This is a genomic window from Sphingomonas yunnanensis (assembly GCF_019898765.1).
Taxonomy (GTDB): domain Bacteria; phylum Pseudomonadota; class Alphaproteobacteria; order Sphingomonadales; family Sphingomonadaceae; genus Sphingomonas; species Sphingomonas yunnanensis.
This window is the reverse complement of the sequence record NZ_JAIOKB010000014.1, coordinates 1-6,032: the sequence shown is the minus strand read 5'-3', so window position 1 is coordinate 6,032 and position 6,032 is coordinate 1. Positions and strand designations below refer to the sequence as shown.

At 73.5% G+C, this 6,032-nt stretch carries 6 protein-coding genes and 1 pseudogene; 4 read left to right on the top strand and 3 right to left on the bottom strand.

Annotated elements, in window-relative coordinates; all coding sequences use genetic code 11:
* The 3 genes and pseudogenes from K7957_RS20130 to K7957_RS20120 all read left to right on the top strand — a co-directional run.
* Positions 1-344: pseudogene (locus K7957_RS20130) on the top strand (methyl-accepting chemotaxis protein); the annotation flags it as partial.
* A 220-nt stretch (positions 345-564) separates the two neighbouring features.
* Positions 565-1,533 carry an SDR family oxidoreductase gene (locus K7957_RS20125; RefSeq protein ID WP_223014699.1) on the top strand — a complete coding sequence of 323 codons (969 nt, stop codon included), beginning with the start codon at positions 565-567 and terminating at the stop codon, positions 1,531-1,533.
* Positions 1,530-2,360, top strand: a complete 831-nt coding sequence (locus K7957_RS20120) for an aldo/keto reductase (protein WP_343228484.1) — start codon at positions 1,530-1,532, stop codon at positions 2,358-2,360. The genes K7957_RS20125 and K7957_RS20120 overlap by 4 nt, the downstream gene beginning before the upstream one ends.
* 19 nt (positions 2,361-2,379) lie before the next feature.
* Here K7957_RS20120 and K7957_RS20115 read toward each other — a convergent pair whose 3' ends face one another.
* The 3 genes from K7957_RS20115 to K7957_RS20105 all read right to left on the bottom strand — a co-directional run bounded on the left by K7957_RS20115 (position 2,380) and on the right by K7957_RS20105 (position 5,400).
* Positions 2,380-3,372 carry a glycoside hydrolase family 43 protein gene (locus K7957_RS20115; protein ID WP_223014695.1) on the bottom strand — a complete coding sequence of 331 codons (993 nt, stop codon included), beginning with the start codon at positions 3,370-3,372 and terminating at the stop codon, positions 2,380-2,382.
* 67 nt (positions 3,373-3,439) lie between these two features.
* A complete protein-coding gene (locus K7957_RS20110; protein WP_343228483.1) occupies positions 3,440-4,744 on the bottom strand; it encodes an ATP-binding protein in 1,305 nt (434 codons plus the stop codon).
* Positions 4,741-5,400: a response regulator gene (locus K7957_RS20105; protein WP_223014694.1), complete on the bottom strand. Its 660-nt coding sequence runs from the start codon at positions 5,398-5,400 to the stop codon at positions 4,741-4,743. Before K7957_RS20105 ends, K7957_RS20110 begins: the two co-directional genes overlap by 4 nt.
* A 108-nt stretch (positions 5,401-5,508) precedes the next feature.
* On the opposite strand from K7957_RS20105, the gene K7957_RS20100 reads away from it, so the two are divergent.
* A partial coding sequence (locus K7957_RS20100) for a hypothetical protein (RefSeq protein WP_223014692.1) occupies positions 5,509-6,032 on the top strand: 524 nt, incomplete at its 3' end.

Here is a 6,032-nt window from a genome sequence, read left to right as displayed (position 1 = left end):
TCGCCTCGGCGGCCGAGCAGCAGGCCACCGGGCTCCAGCAGGTCAACACCGCGGTCAGCGAGATGGACGGCGTGACCCAGCAGAACGCCGCGATGGTCGAGCAAGCCACCGCGGCGGCGCGCAGCCTCGCCGAGGAGACCGAGAACATGTCGCGCCAGGTCAGCCGCTTCCGCTTGGGCGATCGGCCCGCGCAGGCGGTCGCCGGGCGCAAGCAGGAGGTCGCCTCGCCGGTACACCAGCTCCAGGCCCGCGCCGCGAACGCGGGCACGCGCATCGCCGCCGCCGCGCGCGCGAACCGCGGGGCCGCAGTGGCGGTGGCGCAGGACGATTGGTCGGAGTTCTGAGCGCCCCTCCCTCTTCTCACACGCCGACATCCTGAACTCGGTTCAGGATCCAGCATGCCGCATCGCCGGCGGCCGTCGCGCCGGCGGATCGGTGGATCTTGAAGCAAGTTCGGGATGACGCCGATCGAGCGGACGCGCCTCCGTTCACGCCGTCCCCTGTTTTCGACCGGAACACCCCCCGCCCCCGTTCGTCCACCCGCGGAGCGGCGGGAGACAGAAAATGGGCAAGCGCGATCTCGTACGGGCCGTCATCACCGGGGCGTCGAGCGGCATAGGCGCCGCCACCGCGATCGCCTTCGCCCGCCGCGGCGCGCGGCTGGTGCTCGCGGCGCGCGGCGAGGAAGGGCTCGCCGACATCGCCGCGCGCTGCCGTGCGGTCGGCGGCCACGCCGAGACCCGCGTGGTCGACGTCACGGACGCCGCCGCGGTGCAGGCGCTGGCCAAGGAAGCGCGCAGCCTGCTCGGCGCGATCGATCTGTGGTTCAGCTGCGTCGGCGTCGGGGTCGTCGGGCGCTACCATGAGGTCCCGCTGGCCGACCACGCGCGCGTGATCCAGGCCAACCTGCAGTCGCACATGAACGAGGCGCACGCGGTGGTTCCGATCTTCCTCGCCCAGGATCGCGGCACCTGGGTCAACATGATCTCGGCCGGCGGCTTCGTCGCGACACCCTATGCCGCCGCCTATGCTGCGAGCAAGTTCGGGCTGCGCGGCTTCAGCGAGGCGCTGCGCGGTGAGTTGTCGCGCCACCCCAACGTGCACGTCTGCGACGTCTACCCCACCTTCGTGGACACGCCGGGGATCGACCATGCCGGCAATTATTCGGGCGCACGGCTGACGCTGCCGCCCGGCGCGCTCGCGCCCGAGACCGTGGCGAAGGCCGTGGTTCGGCTCGCGCGTCACCCGCGGAACACGACGGTGGTCGGCGCCCCCGAGCTGCTGCTGAAGCTGGGCCAGTTCGCCGCGCCCAATCTGATGGCGGCGGTGATGAACGGCTTCATGGACCATTGGTCGGCGCGCGCGCCACGCGGCGCGGACACGCCAGGCGCGATCCACGAGCCGCCCGCGGGAGCGAGCGGTCCCGACGGCAAGCGCCGCGACCCGCACCGCGGGCGCAAGGCCGCCGCCGCCGGTGCATTGGCCGTCGCCGCGCTGGCCGGCGTTGCGCTATGGCGCGGGCGCGCCAAGTGAGGACGGTGCGGCTGCGCGACGGCGCCACCGTCCCCGCGCTCGGCCAGGGCAGCTGGATGATGGGCGAGCGCGCCGACCGCCGCGACCAGGAGATCGCGGCGCTCCGCACCGGGATCGACCTCGGCATGACGCTGATCGACACCGCCGAGATGTACGCCGACGGCGAGTCCGAGCGGGTCGTCGGCGCGGCCATCGAGGGGCGACGCGACGACGTCTTCCTCGTCAGCAAGGCGTACCCTCAGAATGCCTCGCGCACCCGGCTGACGAGGGCCTGCGAGGCGAGCCTGGAGCGGCTCGGCACCGACCGGCTCGACCTGTACCTGCTCCACTGGCGCGGCGGCGTGCCGCTCGGCGAGACGGTCGAGGCCATGGCGGCGCTGGTCGCGGCGGGCAAGATCCTGCGCTGGGGCGTCAGCAACCTCGACCGCGACGACATGGAAGAGCTCGCCGCCGCCGGGGGCGCGGACTGCGCCACCGACCAGATTCTCTACAATCTGACGCGTCGCGGACCCGAGCACGACCTGCTGCCGTGGCTGGCGGCGCGCGACATGCCCGTGATGGCGTACAGCCCGGTCGAGCAGGGCCGCCTTGTCGGACACCCCGCCCTGGTGACGATGGCGGCGGCGCGCGACGCGACCGCGGCGCAGGTGGCGCTGGCGTGGCTGCTCGCGCGCGAGGGCGTGATCGCCATCCCCAAGGCGGCGCGCGCCGAGCACGTCCGCGACAATCGCGCGGCGGCGGATCTCAGCCTGACGCCGGAAGAGCTCGCCGAGCTCGACCGCGCCTTCCCGCGCCCGCGCGGGCCGGTGCCGCTGGAGATGCTGTGAGCGCGCGGGCGCGACGCACTTACTTCGGCGCGGGTGCGGTCACTCCCGCCTCGGTCTGCACCACGGGGCGCATCGTCCCGTCCGGATTGTAGCGCAGATACTCCACCGTCACCGCGCGCCGCCCGATCGAACCGTTGAGGTCGCCGATCGCCAGTGTCGCGTTGTGGAGGAAGAGGTACCAGTGCTTCTTGAACTCGATAATGCCCGGATGGATCGTGAAGCTGTACTTGCCCGATCCGGTCAGCTCACCGCGATAGGTCCAAGGTCCGCGGATCGTCGGCGCGGTGGAATAGGATACTTTCTCGTCGCGATGCTTGCTTCGGTCGAGCGAGGCATAGGTGAGATAATAGAGCTTGCCGCGCTTGTGCAGCCACGGCCCTTCCTCGAAGTGCGGCGGCGTGATCTCAGTGATCGGTCCGTCGAGCTCGATCATATTGGGCTTGAGTTTGGCGATATAGCATTGCCGATTGCCCCAGGCGATCCAGGTGGTGCCGTCGTCGTCGGTGAGCACGGTGGGGTCGATGTCCTCCCAGCTGTGCGTGCCCTTGGGCGTCATCTCGTTGGTGATCAGCGCCGAGCCCTTGGCGTCGACGAAGGGGCCGGTGGGCTTGTCGGATACCGCCACCGCGATCGCCTTGCCGGGATGGGTCGAATCATGCTCGACCGCGGCGTAGAACCAGTACCGACCGTTCTTGCGGATCGCCTGCGAGGCCCAGGCGTCCTGCTTGGCCCACTTGAAATCCTTCACGTTCATGATCGGGCCGTGCGCGGTCCAGTGGCGCATGTCGGTGGTGGAATAGACCAGCCACTCCTTCATGTTGAACATCTCGTCGCGCTGCGCCTCGTCGTGCCCGACGTAGAGGTAGAGCCGGTCGCCGACCACCAGCGGCGCGGGATCGGCCGTGAACTTGTCGTGGAAGAGCGGGTTGGACCCCGGCACCGGCGCGCTCGCCGCCATCGTACCGCTCGCCAGCAGCGCCAGCGCGCCCAGGCCGATCGCACGCCATCCCATCCCGACTTCCCCGTTTACCTCGTTCGTAGAGCAGCTTAGCTCGCGAACGCGGGGCGGCAAGCCTGGTCTAGGCCGACGGCAGCGTCAGCTGCACCGCGAGGCCGCCTCCGCGCGCCTCCTCGAGCGCCAGCGCGCCGCCGTAGAGCGCGACCAGCTCGGACGCGATCGCCAGCCCGAAGCCGTGGCCGTCGCCGCGCTCGTCGAGCCGCGTGCCGGGGCGCGCGACCAGGTCGCGCTCGGCCGCGGGGATGCCCGGCCCGTCGTCGCTCACCTCCACCGTTACCCAGCGCCCGTCGCGTGCGGCATGCAGCGCGACCTGCACGGCGGCATGGCGCGCGGCATTGTCGAGCAGATTGCCGAGCAGCTCGTCGAGGTCCTGCGGGTCGACCGCGACCGTTAGGTCAGCGGGCACGTCGAGCGTGATCCGCGCGTCTCGGTGCAACGCGCCGACCGCGGCGACGAGGCCCTCGGCCGCAGGGCGAAGCGGCGTAGCGGCGCGGCGGTCGATCGCGGCGGCGCGCGCGCGCGCGAGATGGTGGCGGATGGTGCGATCGATTCGCTCGACCTGCGCCGCCTGCTCGGGCCGGTCGCGCAGGTCGAGCGCCAGCGCCGCGACCGGTGTCTTCAGCGCGTGCGCGAGATTGGCCGCGGCGCCGCGCGCGGCCGCGAGCGCGGCGGCATTGTCGGCGGCGAGCGCGTTGAGCTCGGCCGCGAGCGGGCGCAGCTCGGCGGGCTGGTCCTCCTCGACTCGCTCGCGCGCGCCGCCGCGGATCGCCGCGACCTGGTCGCGCAGCCGGCGCAGCGGCGCGAGGCCGACGCGCAGCTGCACCAGCAACGCCGCGGTGAGCACCGCCGCCACCGCGGCGAGCGCGCCGAGCAGCGGCCACAGCGCCCCCTCGATCGGGCGCCGGACCACCGAGCGCGGCGCGGCCGCGCTCAGCGTGACGTCACCGCGGCCGGTCGCGATCACCAGCTCGCGCGCGTGCACCGCCCCATCCCTCTCGGCCGCGCCCTCGCGCGGGCGCGGCCCCTGCGGCGCGGGCGGCCCGGCCGGCGGCGCCGGGTCGAGCGCAGGAAAGTCGGCCGAGCCCAGCGTGCCCTCGGGACCGGCGATGCGCCAGCGCCACGCCGGCCCGGCGTCCAGCGCGCCGCGCACGCGCGCTAGCCGCGCGCGATCGACGTGCCCGTCGCCGTCGATCGCGCTGGCGAGCAGCGCCAGCTCGGCGTCGAGCCGCCGGTCGAGCCCCTCCACCACGAAGCGCCCGAGCAGCCCGGCCATCGCCGCGCCGGCGAGCGCGAGCGCGAGCGCGGTGGCGAGCGCGGACACGATCAGCATCCGCGCCTGGATCGAGCGCGGCGCGCGCGCGCTCACGCGCCGACCAGCCGGTAGCCGCGCCCGCGCACCGTCTCGATCAGCGCGGCGCCGATCTTCTTACGCAGGCGGCCGACGATCACCTCGAGGCTGTTCGAGTCGGTGTCGGCGTCGCCCTCATAGACCTTCTCGAGCAGGTCGAGCCGCTCGATCACCGCGCCCTTGCGCAGCATCAGCTGCGACAGCACGCGCCATTCCAGCGCGGTGAGCTTGAGCGGCAGACCGTCGAGCTCGAAGGTGCCGGTCGGCGCGTCGAACGAGAGCGGGCCGGCGCGAAGCAGCGGCTGGGCGTGGCCGGCGGCGCGGCGCACCAGCGCGCGCAGCCGCATCACCAGCTCCTCGACGCGGAACGGCTTGACGAGATAGTCGTCGGCGCCGGCCTTGAACCCCGCCACCTTGTCGGACCAGCCGTCGCGCGCGGTGAGCACCAGCACCGGCAGGTCACGCCCCGCGGCGCGCCACGCGCGCAGCACCGCGACGCCGTCCATGCCGGGCAGCCCGAGATCGAGCACGGCGGCGTCATAGGACTCGGTCTCGCCGAGATGCGCCGCGTCGATCCCGTCGGCGGCGAGATCGACCGCGCAGCGTTCCTCGCGCAGCGCGTGGGCGATACGGGGACCGAGGTCACGGTCGTCCTCGACGAGCAGGATACGCATGGGCCGGCGCTATACACCCGGGTTAAACCGAAACTGAACCGTCCGGTTCAGCGCGGGTGGTGAGGGGCAGCCGTAGAGACAGTGCATCGCAAGCAGAGGAGCTGAACGATGACCCTTCTACCCCATGTCACTGCCCAACGCCGCATCGCCCTGCTGGGCACGGCGCTGCTGGCGCTCGGCGCCGCGGGCGGTGCCGGTGCGGTGGCGCTGACCCGTCCCGCGGTCGAGATGGCGCCGACCGTGCCGACCGCGGTCGCCAAGCTGCCGCAGTCGAGCGGCACCGTCACGGTGCGCGGCCGCGTCGCCGCGGTGTACGGCGATCGCTTCGTCGTCGAGGACTCGACCGGGCGCGCGTTGGTCGACGCCGGGCGTGACTCGGCGCCGCGTGCCGGCGCGCCGGTGCTGGTCCAGGGCCGCTACGACGAGGGCCAGCTGCGCGCGCGCTTCCTGGTCGACAGCGCGGGCGCGCGCGAGGTCGGCCCGCCGCCGCCGCAGCGCGGGCCCGGCGCGCCGCCGCCCCCGCCCCCGCCCCCGGGTGCCGGCGCTCCGCCGCCGCCGCCGGGCGCCGGTGCGCCCCCACCCCCGCCCCCTGGTGCCGGGGCGCCGCCCCCCGCGGGTGCCGGCGCTCCGCC

What these genes read in the sequence shown, in the direction of transcription:
- K7957_RS20125 (WP_223014699.1), top strand. Translation starts at nt 565, where the DNA reads ATGGGCAAGCGCGATCTCGTACGGGCCGTCATCACCGGGGCGTCGAGC.
- K7957_RS20115 (WP_223014695.1), bottom strand. Translation starts at nt 3,372, where the DNA reads ATGGGATGGCGTGCGATCGGCCTGGGCGCGCTGGCGCTGCTGGCGAGC.
- K7957_RS20105 (WP_223014694.1), bottom strand. Translation starts at nt 5,400, where the DNA reads ATGCGTATCCTGCTCGTCGAGGACGACCGTGACCTCGGTCCCCGTATC.